The organism is Microbacterium sp. NPDC056003 (assembly GCF_042274785.1).
In the GTDB taxonomy this organism is placed as follows: domain Bacteria; phylum Actinomycetota; class Actinomycetes; order Actinomycetales; family Microbacteriaceae; genus Microbacterium.
Genome location: NZ_JBHJXQ010000003.1, coordinates 157,570 through 174,505 on the forward strand (window position 1 = coordinate 157,570; position 16,936 = coordinate 174,505).

The 16,936-nt window shown below is 68.6% G+C and carries 17 protein-coding genes; 1 reads left to right on the forward strand and 16 read right to left on the reverse strand.

The window, feature by feature from the left end; genetic code table 11:
- Positions 1–41 precede the first annotated feature (41 nt).
- From ACFC1W_RS13115 to ACFC1W_RS13130, 4 genes are all read right to left on the reverse strand, one after another.
- Positions 42–2,084, reverse strand: a complete 2,043-nt coding sequence (locus ACFC1W_RS13115; RefSeq protein WP_375993245.1) for an ABC transporter ATP-binding protein — start codon at positions 2,082–2,084, stop codon at positions 42–44.
- On the reverse strand, positions 2,081–3,811 hold the full coding sequence (locus ACFC1W_RS13120; RefSeq protein WP_375993247.1) for an ABC transporter ATP-binding protein: 1,731 nt from the start codon (positions 3,809–3,811) through the stop codon (positions 2,081–2,083). The genes ACFC1W_RS13115 and ACFC1W_RS13120 overlap by 4 nt, the downstream gene beginning before the upstream one ends.
- Before the next feature lie 149 nt (positions 3,812–3,960).
- A complete protein-coding gene (locus ACFC1W_RS13125; RefSeq protein ID WP_375993250.1) occupies positions 3,961–4,953 on the reverse strand; it encodes an aldo/keto reductase in 993 nt (330 codons plus the stop codon).
- Between the two features lie 117 nt (positions 4,954–5,070).
- Positions 5,071–5,916: a large exoprotein gene (locus tag ACFC1W_RS13130; RefSeq protein WP_375993252.1), complete on the reverse strand. Its 846-nt coding sequence runs from the start codon at positions 5,914–5,916 to the stop codon at positions 5,071–5,073.
- A gap of 178 nt (positions 5,917–6,094) precedes the next feature.
- Between ACFC1W_RS13130 and ACFC1W_RS13135 the strand changes: the two genes are divergently transcribed.
- Positions 6,095–6,586 carry a DUF4282 domain-containing protein gene (locus tag ACFC1W_RS13135; protein WP_375993255.1) on the forward strand — a complete coding sequence of 164 codons (492 nt, stop codon included), beginning with the start codon at positions 6,095–6,097 and terminating at the stop codon, positions 6,584–6,586.
- A gap of 85 nt (positions 6,587–6,671) precedes the next feature.
- Here ACFC1W_RS13135 and ACFC1W_RS13140 read toward each other — a convergent pair whose 3' ends face one another.
- From ACFC1W_RS13140 to ACFC1W_RS13195, 12 genes are all read right to left on the reverse strand, one after another.
- Positions 6,672–7,421, reverse strand: a complete 750-nt coding sequence (locus tag ACFC1W_RS13140) for a YaaA family protein (RefSeq protein ID WP_375993257.1) — start codon at positions 7,419–7,421, stop codon at positions 6,672–6,674.
- 76 nt (positions 7,422–7,497) lie between these two features.
- Positions 7,498–7,758: a F0F1 ATP synthase subunit epsilon gene (locus tag ACFC1W_RS13145; protein ID WP_214465893.1), complete on the reverse strand. Its 261-nt coding sequence runs from the start codon at positions 7,756–7,758 to the stop codon at positions 7,498–7,500.
- 2 nt (positions 7,759–7,760) lie between these two features.
- Entirely contained in the window at positions 7,761–9,209 is a 1,449-nt protein-coding gene (gene atpD / locus ACFC1W_RS13150) for a F0F1 ATP synthase subunit beta (RefSeq protein WP_375993260.1), read from the reverse strand.
- Positions 9,210–9,231: 22 nt separating this feature from the next.
- Positions 9,232–10,128, reverse strand: a complete 897-nt coding sequence (locus ACFC1W_RS13155) for a F0F1 ATP synthase subunit gamma (protein ID WP_191763280.1) — start codon at positions 10,126–10,128, stop codon at positions 9,232–9,234.
- Positions 10,129–10,148: 20 nt separating this feature from the next.
- Positions 10,149–11,789: a F0F1 ATP synthase subunit alpha gene (atpA, locus tag ACFC1W_RS13160; protein ID WP_375993262.1), complete on the reverse strand. Its 1,641-nt coding sequence runs from the start codon at positions 11,787–11,789 to the stop codon at positions 10,149–10,151.
- A gap of 73 nt (positions 11,790–11,862) precedes the next feature.
- Positions 11,863–12,654: a F0F1 ATP synthase subunit delta gene (locus ACFC1W_RS13165; RefSeq protein ID WP_375993266.1), complete on the reverse strand. Its 792-nt coding sequence runs from the start codon at positions 12,652–12,654 to the stop codon at positions 11,863–11,865.
- Positions 12,654–13,214, reverse strand: coding sequence for a F0F1 ATP synthase subunit B (locus ACFC1W_RS13170; RefSeq protein WP_375993269.1), 561 nt, complete (start codon positions 13,212–13,214; stop codon positions 12,654–12,656). The genes ACFC1W_RS13165 and ACFC1W_RS13170 overlap by 1 nt, the downstream gene beginning before the upstream one ends.
- Positions 13,215–13,242: 28 nt before the next feature.
- Positions 13,243–13,479 (reverse strand): ATP synthase F0 subunit C, encoded by a 237-nt coding sequence (atpE, locus tag ACFC1W_RS13175; protein WP_159845304.1) that lies wholly within the window; start codon positions 13,477–13,479, stop codon positions 13,243–13,245.
- A 46-nt stretch (positions 13,480–13,525) separates the two neighbouring features.
- Positions 13,526–14,317 carry a F0F1 ATP synthase subunit A gene (gene atpB / locus ACFC1W_RS13180; RefSeq protein WP_375993988.1) on the reverse strand — a complete coding sequence of 264 codons (792 nt, stop codon included), beginning with the start codon at positions 14,315–14,317 and terminating at the stop codon, positions 13,526–13,528.
- Positions 14,318–14,446: 129 nt separating this feature from the next.
- Positions 14,447–14,974: a hypothetical protein gene (locus ACFC1W_RS13185; protein ID WP_375993271.1), complete on the reverse strand. Its 528-nt coding sequence runs from the start codon at positions 14,972–14,974 to the stop codon at positions 14,447–14,449.
- The gene (locus tag ACFC1W_RS13190) at positions 14,971–16,134 is read right to left on the reverse strand and encodes an MraY family glycosyltransferase (protein ID WP_375993274.1); all 1,164 of its coding nucleotides are present in this window, start codon (positions 16,132–16,134) and stop codon (positions 14,971–14,973) included. The genes ACFC1W_RS13185 and ACFC1W_RS13190 overlap by 4 nt, the downstream gene beginning before the upstream one ends.
- Positions 16,131–16,889: an L-threonylcarbamoyladenylate synthase gene (locus ACFC1W_RS13195; protein ID WP_375993275.1), complete on the reverse strand. Its 759-nt coding sequence runs from the start codon at positions 16,887–16,889 to the stop codon at positions 16,131–16,133. Before ACFC1W_RS13195 ends, ACFC1W_RS13190 begins: the two co-directional genes overlap by 4 nt.
- Positions 16,890–16,936 lie beyond the last annotated feature (47 nt).

Genomic DNA, 16,936 nt, shown 5'->3' on the forward strand with positions numbered 1-16,936 from the left:
CTCCCGATCGAATTGGCGCGGCCCGGCGTCCGGGCGCGTCTTCACATACTAGTGGGTTCCTCCCCCACGTCTTCGGCGACGGCGGCCGATGGCGCGCCGGACACCGGCGCTCCGACCGTGACCGAGTCCTCGAGGATCTCCTCGTCCATGGGCGCTTCGAACTGTGCGTTGTAGAGCCGCCAATACGCACCGCGGGCGACGAGCAGCTCGTCGTGGCTGCCCTGCTCGACGATGGATCCGGCCTCCATCACGAGGATGAGATCGGCGTCGCGGATGGTCGAGAGCCGATGCGCGATGACGAAGGCGGTGCGGTCCTCGCGCAGGCGCGACATGGCGCGCTGGATGAGAAGTTCCGTGCGTGTGTCGACGGAGCTCGTCGCCTCGTCGAGGATGAGGATGCGCGGATCAGCCAGGAACGCCCGCGCGATGGTGACGAGCTGTCGCTCGCCCACGCTCAGGTTCGTCGCCTCGTCGTCGAGCATCGTGTCGTACCCGTCGGGCAGGGCGTGGACGAATCGGTCGACGTAGGCCGCCGTGGCGGCGGCGAGGATCTCCGCCTCGGTGGCGTCGGGCCGGCCGTACGCGATGTTCTCGCGGATGGTGCCCGCGAAGAGCCACGTGTCCTGCAGCACCATCCCCGTCCGCGCGCGCAGGTCGTCGCGCGTCATGCGACGGGTGTCCACGCCGTCGAGCGTGATACGGCCGTCATCCACTTCGTAGAAGCGCATGATGAGGTTCACCAGCGTCGTCTTGCCGGCGCCGGTGGGACCGACGATCGCGACCGTGCTGCCGGGCTGGGCGGTGAGCGAGAGGTCGTCGATGAGCGGCTTGTCCGGCGAGTAGCGGAACGAGACGCCCTCGAACGCGAGGTGACTCGCGGCGTCGGGCGCGGTCTGCGCCGGGGCGTCGTCGGGCTGCTCCTCGGCCTCGTCGAGCAGCTCGAACACCCGCTCGGCGCTCGCCACACCCGACTGCAGGAGGTTCGCCATCGACCCGAGCTGGCTCAGTGGCTGGGTGAACTGGCGCGAATACTGCATGAACGCCTGCACGTCGCCGATCGAGAGCAGCCCGACCGCCACCTGCAGACCGCCGACGACCGCGATCGCGACGTACACCAGGTTCCCGATGAACATCATCGACGGCATGATGATGCCCGAGATGAACTGCGCGCCGAAGCTCGCCTTGTAGAGCTCCTCATTCTCGGCGCGGAAGTCGGCTTCCACTTCGCGCTGGTGCCCGAACACCTTCACGATCGAGTGGCCGGAGAAGGTCTCTTCCACGCGCGCATTCAGCACGCCCGTCGACTTCCACTGTGCGGCGAAGAGCTTCTGCGACCGCTTCGCGACCACCACCGTGATCACCACGGTGAGAGGGATCGTCACAAGGGCGATGACGGCGAGCAGCGGAGAGATCACGAACATCATCACGAGAACGCCGACGACGGTGAGCAGCGAGATCACGACCTGCGAGATCGTCTGCTGCATCGTCTGGCCGATGTTGTCGACGTCGTTGGTGACGCGGCTGAGCAGCTCGCCGCGCTGCACCTTGTCGAAGTAGGCGAGGGGCAGGCGGTGAACCTTCTCTTCGACCCGCAGTCGCAGCTGGTGCATGGCCCGCTGGACGACGCCGTTGAGGATCCGCGCCTGAAGCCAGCCGAAGACGCTCGCCAGCACGTACACCGCGAGCACGGCACCGAGGATCCACGCCAGCTGCTCGAAGTCGACGCCCGCGCCGGGCGTGAACTCCATCGCGGCGATCATGTTCGCCTGATCCACGTTCCCCTGCGCGATCAGCCCGTCCACCACCTGCTGCTTCGTCGCACCGGGCGGCATCTGCAGCGACACGAACCCGGCGAACACGACGTTCGTCGCGTTCCCGAGCAGCTTCGGGCCGATCACCGACAGCGCGACGGACAGCACCGAGAAGATCAGCACCGCGATGAGCGCGGGCGTGTCGTGGCGCAGCGTGCCGAGAAGCCGCTTCGCACTCGGGCCGAAGTTCTGCGCCTTCTCTCCTCCGCCGACCTGACCCATCGGCCCGCGCTGCATCGGCATCCGCCGTGGGGCGTTCTGCGAGCCGCTCATGCCGCCTCCGCCGCAAGCTGCGACTCGACGATCTCGATATACGTCTCGCACGTCTCCACGAGCTCGTCGTGGGTGCCGATCCCCACCATGCGCCCGTGGTCGAGCACGATGATCTGATCGGCGTGACGGATCGTCGACACGCGCTGCGCGACCACGATCCTCGTGGCATCAGGCAGCTCCGCATCGAGGGCGCGGCGGAGCGCCGCATCCGTCGCAAGGTCCAGCGCGGAGAAGGAGTCGTCGAAGATGTAGACCTCGGGTCGCTTCACCAGGGCGCGGGCGATGGCCAGCCGCTGACGCTGCCCGCCGGAGACGTTGGTCCCGCCCTGCGCGATCGGTGCCTCGAGCCCTTCGGGCAGCGCCGACACGAAGTCCTTCGCCTGGGCGAGCTCCAGGGCGTGCCACAGCTCGTCGTCGGTCGCCTCGCCGTTGCCGTAGCGCAGGTTCGACGCGACGGTGCCGGAGAACAGGAAGGCCTTCTGCGGCACCAGTCCGATGCGCTGCCACAGCTCGTCGGGGTCGTACTCGCGCACGTCGACGCCGTCGACCCGCACCGCGCCGGCGGTCACATCGAACAGCCGTGCGACGAGGCCGATGAGCGTGGTCTTGCCCGCGCCGGTCGAGCCGATCACGGCCGTCGTGGTGCCGGGCTCGACCGTGAAGGTCAGGTCATGGAGCACAGCATCGTCGGCACCGGGGTAGGCGAAGTCGACGGCGTCGAACTCGACACGACCGGCGGGAACGGGGGCGGATGCCGCGACCGCCGGCGCGTCGACCGACGGCGCGGTCTCGAGCACTTCGCCGATGCGGTTCGCGCACACGGCCGCGCGCGGGATCATCACGAACATGAAGGTCGCCATCATGACGCCCATCAGGATCTGCATGAGGTACTGCAGGAATGCGAACAGGGTGCCGATCTCGACGCCGCTGTTCTGCACCTGGAAGGCGCCGAACCAGATCACCGCGACGCTCGAGACGTTCATGACGAGCATGACGGCGGGGAACATCAGGGCCATGAGGTTGCCGGCGCGCAGCGCCGTCTCCTGCACATCGGCACTGGCCCCGGTGAAGCGCACCTGCTCCTCGGGCTCGCGCACGAACGCGCGCACGACGCGGATGCCCGTGAGCTGCTCGCGCATGATCTGGTTCACGCGGTCGATGCGGGTCTGCATCTTCGTGAACGCGGGAACCATGCGCGACACGATGAGGCCGACGATGATCAGCAGCACCGGGATCGCGACAGCCATGAGCCACGAGAGGCCGGCGTCCTGCTGGACCGCGAAGATCACACCGCCGATCGCGAGGATCGGCGCGGAGACCATCAGGGTCGCCGACACCTGCACGAGCATCTGCACCTGCTGCACGTCGTTGGTGTTGCGGGTGATGAGCGACGGCGCGCCGATCTGCCCGACCTCGCGCTGCGAGAACGCCACCACGCGGTGGAACAGGTCGCCGCGCAGGTCGCGCCCCATGCCCATCGCCAGGCGAGATCCGAAGTAGACCGCCACGATCGCGCACGCGATCTGCACGAGGCTGATCGCGAGCATCACGCCGCCCGTCTGCCAGATGTACGGGATGTCTCCGGTGACCACGCCGTTGTCGATGATGTCGGCGTTCAGCGTGGGCAGCAGCAGAGAGGCCATCGATTGTGCGAACTGGAAGACGACGACGGCGATGATGAGCGGCCACGCGGGTCGCAGGTATCGCACAAGGAGCTTGCCGAGCACGACCGTCCTTTCCGGTGCGCCGGGACCGCCGCGACCGCGGCAGCGCACAGAGAGCGACGCTACGCCTGGCCGAGGACACGCCACAACCCGCGCGCTACGCCGTGGGCGAACCGCGCCGCACGAGGCCGCCCCACCGGGCGACGCGCAGGTCAGACCTTCGCGCCCGGGTCCTCCGGCAGCGGGAAGAGGGCGTCGATCTCCGCGATGTCGTCCGCGGTCGGCGACCACGCGCTGGCGGCGGCGGCATTGGCACGCACCTGCTCCGGACTCGTCGCGCCCGCGATGACGCTCGCGAGCACGGGGTTGGCGAGCAGCCAGCCGAAGGTCGCGTCGAGCATCGTGATGCCACGCTGGTCGCAGAAAGCCTGGAACTGCTCGAGCTCGTCCCACGGCGCCTCCTCCCACACATGCTGACGCTGCCGCATGATGCGGGTGTCCTCCGGCGCGTGGTCGCGCGAGAACTTGCCGGTCAGCAGTCCGTTGTGCAGTGGGAAGTACGGCAGGAAACCGAGCCCGAACCGTTCGGCTGCCGGGATCACCTCGCGCTCCGACGCGCGCGCCAGCAGGCTGTAGTGGTTCTGCGCCGAGACGAACGGGATGCCCGATCGCCGCGCGGCGACGTAGTGCGCCTCGGCGATCTGCCAGCCGCTGAGGTTGGAATGCCCGATGTAGCGGACCTTTCCCTCGCGGACGAGGTCGCCCAGCACGTCGAGCGTCTCTTCGATGGGTGTCGCCGGGTCGGGCGTGTGCAGCTGGTAGAGGTCGATCCACTCGGTCTGCAGACGGGTGAGGGATGCCTCGACCGCCTGTCGCACGTACGACCGCGAGGCCTTCGCCCCGACGACCGGCAGGCCCATGTCGCGGCCCGAGTGACCGAACTTCGTGGCGAGCACCACGCGGTCCCGGCGACCGCGCAGGGCCTCGCCCATGAGCGACTCGGACAGCCCGGGGTCCTTGCCGTACATGTCGGCGGTGTCGAGGAACGTGACGCCGGCGTCGATCGCAGCATCGAGCACGTCGCGGGTGCCTTCGAGGGTCTCGGTGCGGGTGCCCGCGCGGCCGAAGTTGTTGCAGCCCAGGCCGACGGCCGAGACGAGGAGTCCGGAGGCGCCGACGCGGCGCAGGGGAACGGGAGAGGTCATCCCTCCACGCTATCCCGCGTGCCGGCGGCGCGCTCCGGGAACCGGACCTGCAGAGAGCGGCCGGCGCCGAGGCACGCGAAGACCCCCCACCCGCGGGCGAGGGGTCTTCGTCCTCCGCTACGGGCGAGGAGCGTCGGGCGCGTCCGGCGCCGCGGGCGGCTCGGATGCCGGCGGTTCGGTCGCCGCGGGCGGCTCGGTCGCTGCCGGAGGTGCGGCGGGCGGCTCCGCTGCCGGCGGCGCGGCTGCCGGAGGAGCGGCCGGCGCGTCCGGCGCGGGGGGCGGCGGCGTCACGGGCGGCTGGCCCGCCGCGGGCGGCGGCGTGTACGGCGCGGCCGGGGCCGCAGGCCCGGCGGGCGGCGCGGGCGGTGCCGAGTAGCCTGCGGGCGGCGGCTGGTAGCCGGCCGGCGGCGCGTAGCTGCCGGGAGCGGTCGCCGCGTTGGGCGGGAAGCCGCCGGCGGGAACCTGATTCGGGATGCCCGACCACGTCGTGTTGTCGGCGAGGAAGTTACCCGCCCACGGAGCCGCCGGGATCGCCGTGTTCCAGCGCGACTTGTCGAAGGCGTTGATGCCGAGCCACACGATCGAGAGGAAGAAGTAGAGGATGAGCCAGACGGCTTCCTTCTGCAGCTTCAGGCCGACGCGCCACGCGGCGAGGAGGGTGTAGATGAAGGCGGCGAGACCGAAGAGCTGACCGACCACCGGGATCCAGCTGAGGAACGCGGTCGCGCCCCACAGGATCAGCAGCCACCACGGGTTGAGGTCGCCGAGCTTGACGAAGATCAGGGTGTTGTACACCGGGACCCATGCGCGCCACTTGCCCTGCACGCCCGCCTTCTCGAAGATCTTCATCAGGAACCACGACGAGATCACGTAGGCCGCGATCGCGAGGATGAACAGCAGGGGCGCGAGGACCAGCCAGACGGCGATCAGCCCTCCGATCCCGTAGTCGTCGTCGTATGACATGAACGTCCTCTCCGGAACGATCGTCGATGCGCACGCACATCGAGCGAGGCGCCTCGCCCCGCGCGACACATGCTAGCGATGCCCGTGCGCGCATGTCAGCAGAAACCGGGCGTTTCGGGGGCTGACCCCCGGCGTGGCTGTCGATAGCCTGACAGGACCAGTCAGCGGAAGGATCACCATGACCGACCCCACTCCCCCCGTCCCGCCCCTCCCCGAGCAGCCTGCCGCAGACGCCGCGCGCTCCGCGGCGACGCCGGGTGAGGCATCCGCTCCCGCCTACGACCCCGCGACCGACCCCGACGACACGGGGGTGCCGCGGTCGCTCGACGACGACGTCGCCGCCGTCGGCCGTGGCTTCTTCGCGGCGCTGTTCGACATCAGCTTCCGCACGTTCATCACGCGCCGCCTCGCGAGCGTCTTCTACGTCGTGGGCCTCATCGCCATCGCGATCGGCTTCATCGTGTACCTCGTGAACGGCATCGTCGGCGGCGCATCGCTGCTGTGGATCAACGTGGGCGCCGGCGTCACCGCGATCATCGCGACGATCATCATCGTGCCGCTCGTCGCGTTCATCGCGGTCATCGCGCTGAGGTTCATCATCGAGGCCGTCGTGGCGCTCATCGCGATCGCCGAGAACACGGAGCGCACCGCTCAGCACACCCGGCACTGACGCTCCTTCGCCCGTCGAGTTGCCACTTCCTGCGGCGTTGACGAAGCGGAAGTCGCCGGAGCCGGCAACTCGCCGGAGGGCGGGCTCAGGCGAACAGCTCGAGCTCCCCGGACTTTCCGGCGCGCACGCGCAGGCCCCCGGCATCCGCCCAGCTCACGAATCCCGCGAGCGAGTTCACCCGCGGCCGGTCCTCGGCCAGGCGCCGCACCAACGCGCCCTTCGCGTGCTTGTTGAAGTGGTTGAGCGCCCGCGCGGCGCCACCCTCGGACTCCGACACGACCCGCACGTACGCCGAGCGCACCGACGCCGGCACGGGCCCGAGTGCGACGTACGCCTCGGAGCGGAGGTCGAGCACGAACCGGGGGCGCTCCTCCGCCAGCGCCGCGGTGACGGCATCCGCCCACACCTTCTTCAGGGACGCGAGTCCCGGCAGCGTCGCCGACGCGCCGAGTCGGTAGGACGGGATCGGGTCGAGGGCGCCCACCGGTCCGAACGGAGCCGAGTGCACGCGGACATGCGCGCCCAGCCACCGACGGGAGACCGCGGGAAGGGATGCCGCATCCAGCGCGTCGAAAAGGACACCGGTGTACCGGTCCACCGCGGGCATGGTGGGCGCCTCGCGCAGTGCCGCGTTCACCGCGACCTCGCCCAGCTGGGTAGGCCCGAGCTTCAGCACCCTCGCTGCTTCCGCTTCGTCGGCCGAGAGCGCGACCAGCGCGTCGACGACGGCGGCGCGCTGCGGCGCGAGAGACGGCATCGTGAGGCCGCCGAGGTCGAGCGGGCGGCCGCGGCCCCCCGGCCGCTTCGTCTCGGAGGGAGGAAGGAGGATCAGCATGGGTCCCGTGATGTCGTGGCAGAGACGAAACGCCCCGAGTCCGCGAGCGGACTGGGGCGTTTCGATCCGAGGTTCGTCAGGAGATGAGCGCCGCGTTGCCGGCGACGATCGTCAGGTTGTCGCCCTCCATGGAGAGGAAGCCGTCCTGCGCGTTCGCGACGATCTTGGTGCCCGAGGTCTGGGTGATGCGCACCTGACCCTCGGCCAGGATCGCCAGCACCGGCTCGTGACCCGACATGAAGCCGATCTCGCCCTCGACGGTCTTGGCGACGACGAGCGACGCCTCTCCCGACCAGACCTCCGCGTCGGCGGAGACGAGACTCACGTTGAGCGGCATGATCAGCCGTTCTCCTTCTGGATGCGGGCCCACGCCTCTTCGACGTCGGAGATGCCGCCGACGTTGAAGAAGGCCTGCTCGGCGACGTGGTCGAAGTCGCCCTTGACGATGGCGTCGAACGACTCGATGGTCTCCTTGATCGGGACCGTGGAGCCCTCGACACCGGTGAACTTCTTCGCCATGTAGGTGTTCTGCGAGAGGAACTGCTGGATGCGGCGTGCGCGCGACACGACGATCTTGTCCTCCTCGGAGAGCTCGTCGACACCGAGGATGGCGATGATCTCCTGCAGCTCCTTGTTCTTCTGGAGGATCTGCTTGACGGCGGTGGCCACGCGGTAGTGGTCGTCGCCGATGTAGCGCGGGTCGAGGATGCGGCTCGTCGACGCGAGCGGGTCGACGGCGGGGTACAGACCCTTCGACGCGATCTCACGCGAGAGCTCGGTGGTGGCGTCGAGGTGGGCGAACGTGGTCGCCGGAGCCGGGTCGGTGTAGTCGTCGGCGGGCACGTAGATCGCCTGCAGCGAGGTGATCGAGTGACCACGCGTCGAGGTGATGCGCTCCTGGAGCACACCCATCTCGTCGGCGAGGTTGGGCTGGTAGCCCACCGCGGACGGCATGCGGCCGAGCAGCGTCGACACCTCGGAACCGGCCTGCGTGAAGCGGAAGATGTTGTCGATGAAGAGGAGCACGTCCTGCTTCTGCACGTCGCGGAAGTACTCCGCCATCGTCAGCGCCGACAGGGCCACGCGCAGACGCGTGCCCGGCGGCTCGTCCATCTGGCCGAACACGAGGGCGGTCTTGTCGAAGACGCCGGCCTCTTCCATCTCGTGGATGAGGTCGTTGCCCTCACGGGTGCGCTCGCCGACACCGGCGAACACCGACACACCACCGTGGTCCTGCGCCACGCGCTGGATCATCTCCTGGATGAGGACCGTCTTGCCGACGCCGGCACCGCCGAACAGGCCGATCTTTCCACCCTGCACGTACGGGGTGAGGAGGTCGATGACCTTGATGCCGGTCTCGAACATCTGGGTCTTCGACTCGAGCTGGTCGAAGTTCGGGGCCTTGCGGTGGATCGGCCAGCGCTCGGTGACCTCGATGGTCTCGCCGGGCTCGGCGTTGAGGACCTCCCCGGTCACGTTGAAGACCTTGCCCTTGGTGACGTCGCCGACGGGCACGGTGATCTGCTCGCCGGTGTCGCGCACTTCCTGACCGCGGACGACGCCGTCGGTGGGCTTGAGCGCGATGGCGCGGACGAGATCGTCACCGAGGTGCTGGGCGACCTCGAGCGTGATCTCGGTCGACTCGCCCTCGATGGTGATCGTGGTCTTGAGCGCGTTGTAGATGTCGGGGATCGCGTCGTGCGGGAACTCGATGTCGACGACGGGCCCGGTGACCCGCGCGACGCGGCCGACGACCGCGGTCTCGGTCTTCTCTGCGGTGAGGCTCATGGCTTCTTCTCTTTCGTGTGGTCTATTTGCCCGACGCCAGGGCGTCGGCGCCGCCGACGATCTCGGCGATCTGCTGCGTGATCTCGGCCTGGCGAGCATTGTTGCGCAGGCGGGTGTAGTCGGTGATGAGCTTGTCGGCGTTGTCGCTGGCGGACTTCATCGCCTTCTGCGTCGCCGCGTGCTTCGCGGCCGACGACTGCAGGAGGGCGTTGAACACGCGGCTCTGGATGTACACCGGCAGGAGCGCGTCGAGCACGGTCTCGGCGTCCGGCTCGAACTCGTAGAGCGGGTACACCTGAGCGGATGCCGCTTCCTCGGCCTCGACGACCTCGAGCGGAAGCAGGCGCACGGTCTCGGGCGTCTGCGTCATCATGCTGACGAAGCGGTTGTAGACGAGGTTGATCTCGTCGACTCCGCCGTCTTCGCCGCCGCGGTCGTACGCGGAGAGCAGCGTCGCCGCGATCTCCTCGGCCGTGGTGAAGTGCGGGGTGTCGGTGTCGCCCGTCCACTCCGCAGCCGCCTCCATGCGACGGAACTGGAAGTACCCGACGGCCTTGCGGCCGATGAGGTAGAACACCGGCTCCTTGCCCTGCTGCCGCAGCAGCTCGGCCAGCTCGAGGCCCTCACGGAGGATCTGCGAGTTGAACGCGCCGGCGAGGCCGCGGTCGGAGGCGAAGATGACCACCGCTGAGCGGCGGATGACCTCGCGCTCCGTCGTGAGCGGGTGCTCCACGTTCGAGTGCGTCGCCACGGCGGAGACGGCTCGCGTCACGGCCCGCGCGAAGGGCGACGACGCGCGCACACGCGCCATCGCCTTCTGGATGCGCGAAGCCGCGATGAGCTCCATCGCCTTCGTGATCTTCTTGGTCGTCTGAGCAGTGCTGATCTTCTGCTTGTAGACCCGGAGTTGTGCGCCCATTGTCTCTGTCCGGTGTCGCCTTAGCGGCGGCCCTTGACGATCTTCTCCTGGTTCACGTCTTCGGCCTCTGCCGCCGCGACCTCTTCGTGGCCGGGCTTGGAGATCGTCTGGCCCTTGCCGGCCTGGAACTCGAGGATGAACTCGTCGGTCTTCTTGCCGAGCTCGGCGACGGTGTCGTCATCGAGGACGTTGGTGTCGCGGAGCGTGTCGAGGATCGTCGTGTTGCGACGCAGGTAGTCCAGCAGCTCGCGCTCGAATGCCAGCACGTCCTCGACCTCGATCGAGTCGAGCTTGCCGTTGGTGCCGGCCCAGATCGAGACGACCTGCTCCTCGACCGGGTACGGCGAGTACTGCGGCTGCTTGAGCAGCTCGGTGAGGCGCGCGCCACGGGCCAGCTGGCGGCGGGACGCGGCATCCAGGTCGCTCGCGAACATCGCGAACGCCTCGAGCGAGCGGTACTGGGCCAGCTCGAGCTTGAGCGTGCCGGAGACCTTCTTGATCGACTTGACCTGCGCGTCACCGCCGACTCGCGAGACCGAGATGCCGACGTCGACCGCGGGACGCTGGTTGGCGTTGAACAGGTCGGACTGAAGGAAGATCTGGCCGTCGGTGATCGAGATCACGTTGGTCGGGATGTAGGCCGACACGTCGTTGGCCTTCGTCTCGATGATCGGCAGACCGGTCATCGAGCCCGCGCCGAGCTCGTCCGAGAGCTTCGCGCAGCGCTCGAGCAGACGCGAGTGCAGGTAGAAGACGTCACCGGGGTACGCCTCGCGGCCCGGCGGGCGGCGGAGCAGCAGCGACACAGCGCGGTAGGCCTCGGCCTGCTTCGTCAGGTCGTCGAAGATGATGAGGACGTGCTTGCCGTCGTACATCCAGTGCTGGCCGATGGCCGAGCCGGTGTAGGGCGCCAGGTACTTGAAGCCGGCCGGGTCGGACGCGGGCGCCGCGACGATGGTCGTGTACTCCATGGCGCCGGCGTCCTCGAGCGCGCCCTTGACGGCAGCGATCGTGGAGCCCTTCTGGCCGATGGCGACGTAGATGCAGCGGACCTGCTTGCTGACGTCGCCCGAGTCCCAGTTGGCCTTCTGGTTGATGATCGTGTCGATCGCAATGGCCGTCTTGCCGGTCTGGCGGTCGCCGATGATCAGCTGGCGCTGACCGCGGCCGACAGGGATCATCGCGTCGATGGCCTTGATGCCGGTCTGGAGCGGCTCGTGCACCGACTTGCGCTGCATGACGCCGGGCGCCTGCAGCTCGAGCGCACGACGGCCCTCGATGCTCGCGATCTCGCCGAGTCCGTCGATCGGGTTGCCGAGCGGGTCGACCACGCGGCCGAGGTAGCCCTCGCCGACCGGAACCGACAGCACCTCGCCGGTGCGCGTGACGGCCTGGCCGGCCTCGATGCCCGAGAACTCACCCAGGACGACGACACCGATCTCGTGCTCGTCGAGGTTCTGCGCGAGGCCGAGCGTGCCGTCCTCGAACGTCACGAGCTCGTTCGCCATGACGCCGGGGAGTCCCTCGACGTGTGCGATGCCGTCGGCGGCGTCGATGACGGTGCCGACCTCGGTCGCCGCTGCCCCGGTGGGCTCGTAGGCGGCGACGAAATCCTTCAGCGCGTCACGGATGACGTCGGGGCTGATTGACAGTTCTGCCATGGTCTTCCCTTTGTTCCAAATTCTGTGTGTGGGGCTCTGCCCCGAGATCTCCGCCTGCGGCGGGAAGTCTGTGCTAGCCGGCCAGCCTCTGACGGAGATCGGCCAGCCGGGCCGACACGCTGGCGTCGATGACGTCGTCGGCGATCTGCACGCGCAGCCCGCCCACCACCGTCGGGTCGACCACGGTGTTGATGGACACCTGCGTGCCGTAGCGCTTCGAGAGCGCGTCGGCGAGGCGGTCGGCCTGCGCCGCGCTCAGCGGCGACGCGGCGAAGACGGTCGCGACCTTGCGGCCACGCTGGTCGGCGACGAGGCGGGTGGCCCGCGACAGCAGCTGACGAACGCGGCGCTCGCGCGGCTGCTGGACGAGGGATGCCGCAATCAGCGACGTCGCCTTGCTGGCGCGGCCCGCCAGGAGCGAGTCGACGAGCGCGCCCTTGGCCGAGGCATCCCCGAGACGGCTGCCCAGGGCGAGCTCGAGCTCGGGATTCTCCGCGACCGTGCGGGAGAACCGGAACAGCTCGTCCTCGACGTCGGACGACGGCTCGGCGACCACCGCGGCGCGGATGGCGAGCTCCTCGATGCCGTCGACCAGGTCGGACGCGGACGACCAGTGCTGCGCGACGGCGGCCGTCAGCAGCGACACGGTGGCCGGCGAGACGGCACGGCCGAAGACGTCGGCGACGACCTTGGTGCGTGCCTCGGGCGAAGCGGCGGAGTCGGCGAGCGCGCCGCTCAGCTGCGACGAGTCGCCCACGGCGCGCGCCGCGGCGAACAGCTCGCCGGCCACGTCGAGGTCGACGCCCGACGTGGCGTCGAGCGCCTTCGTCGTCGCCGCGAGGGCCTGAGTGGTCGCGCTGCCCATTACTTCGACGCCTTCTCTGCCTCGGATGCCTCGAGCTCGGCCAGGAAGCGGTCGACGACGGCCTGAGCCTTCGCGTCGTCGGACAGCGTCTCGCCGATCACTCCGCCGGCGAGGTCGAGGGCGAGCGTGCCCACCTCGCTGCGCAGCGACACGAGGGCCGTCTGGCGCTCGGCCTCGATCTGCGAGTGCGCGGTCGCGGTCAGACGCGCGGCCTCTGCGGCAGCGGTGTCCTTCGCCTCGGCGACGATCTTCTTGCCGTCCTCACGGGCGGCGTCGCGGATCTCACCGGCTTCCTTGCGCGCGTCGGCGAGCTGGGCGGTGTACTCCTCGAGTGCCGCCTCGGCCTTGCGCTGGGCCTCGTCGGCCTTGGCGATGTTCCCCTCGATCGCGGCGGAACGCTCGTCGAGCAGCTTCTTCATCTTCGGAAGGGCGACCTTCCAGAAGACGAGAAGAATGACGATGAAGCACACCGACGACCAGATGATGTCGTACCACGCGGGAATGAGCGGGTTGGGTGCAGCACCCTCCTCCGCGGCGTACGCGACAAGAGCGTTCAGCATCCTGTCTCCTTAGGTCGAAAGTCAGCGATCAGAAGCCGAAGATGAAGCCGGTCGCGATGCCGATGAAGGCGAGCGCCTCGGTGAAGGCGATACCGATCCACATCAGGACCTGCAGACGGCCGGCCAGCTCGGGCTGACGGGCCACGCCCTCGATCGTCTTGCCGACGACGATGCCCACGCCGATGGCCGGGCCGATGGCGGCGAGACCGTAACCGACGGTGGCGATGGAGCCGGAGACCTCGGCGAGAACCGTAGTTGCGTCCACGGGGGTGTTTCCTTTCGGTTGTGGGCGGCCTTCCGGCCGTCCCGTATCAGTGCTCTTCGGCGACCGCGAGCTGGATGTAGACCGCGGTGAGAAGGGCGAAGACGTAGGCCTGGAGGACAGCCACCAGGATCTCGAACAGGGTGAAGATGAAGCCGAACGCGAGGCTGCCGGCGCCGAGGATCGACCACCAGCCGCCCATGTCGACGATGAAGAACTGCGTGGCGGCGAAGAACAGCACCAGGAGGAGGTGGCCGACCATCATGTTCATCAGGAGTCGGAGCGTGAGCGTGACGGGGCGGATGACGAACGTCGAGATGAGCTCGATCGGCGTGACGATGATGTAGATCGGCCACGGCACGCCCGACGGGAAGAGCGAGTTCTTGAAGAAGTTCTTGGGGCTCTTCTTGATGCCGGCGTAGATGAACGTGATGTAGCTCACGACCGCGAGCGTCAGCGGCACCGCGATGATGCTCGTGCCGGCGATGTTCAGGAACGGGATGATGCCCGTGATGTTCATGAACAGGATCATGAAGAACATCGTCGTCAGGATCGGGAGGAACCTCTGGGCGTCCTTCTTGCCGAGGAGGTCCTCGCCGATGTTGACGCGGACGAAGTCGAGACCCATCTCGACGAGGCTCTGGAACCGGCCGGGCACGACACGCATGCGACGAGTGCCGAGCCAGAAGATCAGCACGACGGCGATGGTCGCCAGGAACTGGATCAGGTGGATCCGGTGGATCGGCACCCCCGCCAGCGTGAAGAGGATCTCAGGGAAGAACTCTTCGATCGAAGGGCCGTGGAACTCCGGCGGCGCGTCGGCGGCAAGGGGGGCGATCAGGGTCGCAGCATGAGTAAACAGCGCTGGCTCCAGCTTCGGGGCACCGGTCGAGAACCGTTGCGACGATGGTCGATGAGCGTCACTCCGCAAGTGCTCGCTAGGCGAGCAGGCGGGCGCAGGAAGAGCCTATCAAACTTGAGAGGTGCCTGAATCCGCCCCGGGGCGCCCGCGCTCCCCCTCCTCGGCGTCATCGCGTCGGTCGCCGGCCTCGGGGTCGGTCGGCAGCGTGACGTCGCTCACGTGCGGCACGCGCATCCGGAGCAGCACGATGACGTCGACCATGAGCGAGGCGAGCACGCCCACGACGACGGCGAGGAAGAAGACCATCGGCTCGATCCACGGCTGACCCCGCAGCACCAGGAGCAGCACGATGAACACGAGGAACTTCAGGATCCATCCGCCGAGCACGATGCCGAAGAACAGCGGCACGTAGAGAGGGTCGCCGTACCACCGGTTGGCGATCAGGATGCTCGCGACGGTGATGAGGAGGAATGCGGCCGCGACCAGCACGCCGACCAGCGCACTCCACAGCCCGTCCGTGCCGGCGACGAGGAACCCGATGAGCCCGCCGAGCACCGCCAGCGCGCCGGTGACGGCCCCGCCCCACACCAGGACGGTGCGCAGGATCGGCGTGCTCGAGATGGGGTTGGTGGTCATGCGGCGTCCTCCAGGACGGTCTCGGGAGCCGGCGCAGGCCGGCGGGAAGGCAGCAGGGTCACCACGAGGCACGCGACGACCCCGACGAGCCCGAATGCCACGCCGAGGAGGTAGTCCCCCGGCCAGCCTTCGGACGTGCCGATGTACATGAGCAGGACCGACAGGCTGACGATCGTGGTCCAGGCATAGAAGATGAGCACCGCACCGAGGTCGGAGTGCCCCATGTCGAGCATCCGGTGATGCAGGTGCTTGCGGTCGGGCGAGAAGGGCGACTTGCCCTTGCTCATGCGCCGGATGACTGCCAGGCCGAAGTCGAGCAGCGGCAGGAGCACGATCACCACCGGCAGCAGAATCGGGATGAACGCACCGAGCAGCTGCGAGCGGCCGAACTCGTCGTTGTCGCCGACCATGGCCGGCGTGATGCTGCCCGTGACGGCGATCGCCGAGCAGGCCATGAGCAGGCCGAGCATCAGGGCGCCGGAGTCGCCCATGAAGAGCTTCGCCGGCCGCCAGTTGAGCGGCAGGAACCCGATGCACACGCCGATCAGCACCGCGGCGATGAACGACGCGAGGTTGAAGTAGCTGCTCTGGCCGGTGTCGCGCACCAGCATGTAGGAGTACGCGAAGAAGACGCCGTTGGCGATGAGGCACACGCCGGCGACGAGCCCGTCGAGTCCGTCGATGAAGTTCACCGCGTTCATGACGACGACGATCGAGAACACCGTGAGCGTGAAGCTGACCCAGCTCGAGCCGACCGCCTGCCCGCCGATGGGCAGCGAGTAGATCTGCAGGTCGCCGAACCACGTGATGATGCCGGCGGCGAGGAACTGCGCGCCGAGCTTGATCATCCAGTCGAGGTCCCACAGGTCGTCGGCGACCCCCACGACCACGATCAGGCACGTCGCCCCGAGGATCGCCCACACCTGCGCGGGCTCGTTCCACACGATGGCGAAGAAGGGATGCTGCGACGAGACCAGGAACGCGGCGACGACGCCAAGGAACATCGCGATGCCGCCGAGGCGCGGGGTGGGCGTCTTGTGGACGTCGCGTTCGCGGATGCCCGGATACAGCTTGTACTTCAGCCCGAGTCGCCAGACCGTCCACGACAGCGCGAAGGTGACCGCCGCGGTGAAGAGGATGGTGAAGACGTACTGCTTCACGGCCCGCCCGGCTCGTCGGGGTCGGGCGCGGGATGCGGCGCGACTGCCTCGGGCTCGTGGGCCACGGGCCCGTCGGCCTCGTCGGCCTCGGGGTCGGGCTCGAGCAGGTCACCGAGCACCGAGCGCAGCTGCTCGCGGCTCACGGCGCCCTCACGAAGCACGCGCACGAGCGGCTCCGCCTGGCCGACCAGGCTGGTGGCGTCGATGATCGTCGACGAGATCCCCGTCGTGGACGGACCGTCGCTGAGGTAGACCGCGACGCTGTCGCCCAGCATCCCTTCCGAGTCCTCCGCCGTGATGCCCGCCGCCTTGCCGGTCAGATTGGCGCTCGAGACCGCCAGCGGGCCGGTTTCCTCGAGCAGCTTGAGGGCGATGCGGTGTGCGGGCATGCGCACGGCGACGGTTCCCCGCGTCTCGCCGAGGTCCCAGGAGAGGGAAGGCTGGGCCGGGAGGACGATCGTGAGCCCGCCGGGCCAGAACTCCTCGACCAGGCGTTCGATCGGCTCGGGAACCTCGGCGACGAGGGCGCGCAGCGTCGCGGTGCCGGCCACGAGCACGGGCGGCGGCATCTGCCGGGTGCGTCCCTTCGCGTCGAGCAGCTTCTGCACCGCCTTCGCGCTGAATGCGTCGGCCGCCACTCCGTAGACGGTGTCGGTGGGGATGACGACCAGGTCGCCGCGGCCGATGGCCTGGCGCGCCTGACGCATGCCGGAAAGGAGCTGTGCCTCATCGCGGCAATCGAAGATGGGGGACATGTCGCGCACAGTCTAATCAAGGGCGCCTGGGGATCCGCGGCGCGCAG